The organism is Acinetobacter sp. YH12100 (genome assembly GCF_013419135.1).
GTDB lineage: Bacteria > Pseudomonadota > Gammaproteobacteria > Pseudomonadales > Moraxellaceae > Acinetobacter > Acinetobacter pseudolwoffii.
Genome location: NZ_VPAQ01000053.1, coordinates 1 through 1,456 on the forward strand (window position 1 = coordinate 1; position 1,456 = coordinate 1,456).

Below are 1,456 nucleotides of genomic sequence, written 5' to 3' on the forward strand. Positions count from 1 at the left end.
CTTCCCGAACTCAGAAGTGAAACCTCTTTGCGCTGATGGTAGTGTGGGGTTACCCATGTGAGAGTAAGTCATCGCCAGCTCATTATTCGAAACACCCCCTGCATCAGCAGGGGGTGTTTTTTTGTGTATTTAAAATAATCAAGTTATTATTTAAATCTCAAGCTTTTCAAAAAATGATTGAGATATGTTCAAGTTTAGCTATTAAGATAGTTAGAATAGGACTAAGTGCTAGGTCTTTATTTAATAAATCCTGTGACAACTTTCTTAGGTGTTACTGGCATGATTTAGATATTAGAATAGAAATTGTTAGAGTAATTGATAAAGATAACTGATTATTTGCTGAGAGCAGTTCGGTATCGTTCAGATATTCATTAGCGAGTGAGTCTTTTCATAACATTTGGTGATTTCAGCGTCGTGGATATTCGTTTTAGTCGTTGGCCTAAAGCAGGTGTGTGGCAGAGAGTCTTTGAAGTGCTGTCACATGACAGTGACAATGAATAGCCATGTTCGACTCCACCATTGTGCTCATCAACACAGCGCTGGGGAAGAAATCAGGCGATCGGACGGAGGAAAGATAACTTAAGCACCAAAATGCGTGCTCATAATGATGTCTTAGGCAATCCAATAAAATTTTATCTTACTGTTGCTGGGCAAGTTCATGATTTAAATGTTGCTGATATATTGCTGGACTTATTATTCAGTCAAACTTAGCCCATAGGTAACCCCTAAAAGTCTAAAGATCGAATAATTGTTCCAATCCATAAAATTAATGCTTAAGGCGTGATACCCTCTAAAAATAACGCTATGAGTCAAGGTGATTATAAACCGATATCTTTATAAAGCACGATATTTGATCGGGAACTTTTTTTGCCAAGCTCAAGCAGTATCGTATTATTACCATACGTTATGATAAATTAGTTCAAAACTTTTTGTCAGCAATTTATCTTGCCTTAACAATAATTTGGCTTAATTGATGACAGATCATAGTTTCATAAATATAAATAGGATATAGCATTTAAAACCTAAATTTTAATTTTATATGCTGCAATATCAGTGCTAGCTTTTTTGGTTGCGTACAGTAGCTGACCCAGTAAAACTTCTTTGGAAGAAAGAATGACTATAAGCATTGGAAAACTAGGATGTTGAGTAGATGCCATAACAGCCTTACCATTATCTGCATCTAGGGTTATGCTCTGGCATCCTGTAAAATTAATTTCATTCATAAATGCATGAATCATAGCCAGAATTGAACTACTTACAGCCGCAAGTTTTCCATGATTTTCAACATCCTTTTTATGCACTGACGCAAGTTCAAAACCATCTGAAGAGGGCTTTGTTGCACAAACCTAGCATCAAAAGCTTATTCAGCAATATAATTTCAAAATGAATAAGCCTGCCTCTAAAATCTACCGTACAACCAATTGGTCATCCTATAACCGAGCCTTAATTAACCGAG

Annotated in this window: 2 pseudogenes; one reads left to right on the forward strand and one right to left on the reverse strand. The window is 36.1% G+C overall.

The features are described 5' to 3' along the window. Window positions 1-878: 878 nt before the first annotated feature. Window positions 879-974 (forward strand): annotated as a pseudogene (locus tag FTU40_RS15405) (IS5/IS1182 family transposase); the annotation flags it as partial. A 48-nt stretch (window positions 975-1,022) separates the two neighbouring features. Here the strand turns inward: FTU40_RS15405 and FTU40_RS15090 are convergent. Beyond that, window positions 1,023-1,328, reverse strand: a pseudogene (locus FTU40_RS15090) (roadblock/LC7 domain-containing protein); the annotation flags it as partial. Between the last annotated feature and the right edge of the window lie 128 nt (window positions 1,329-1,456).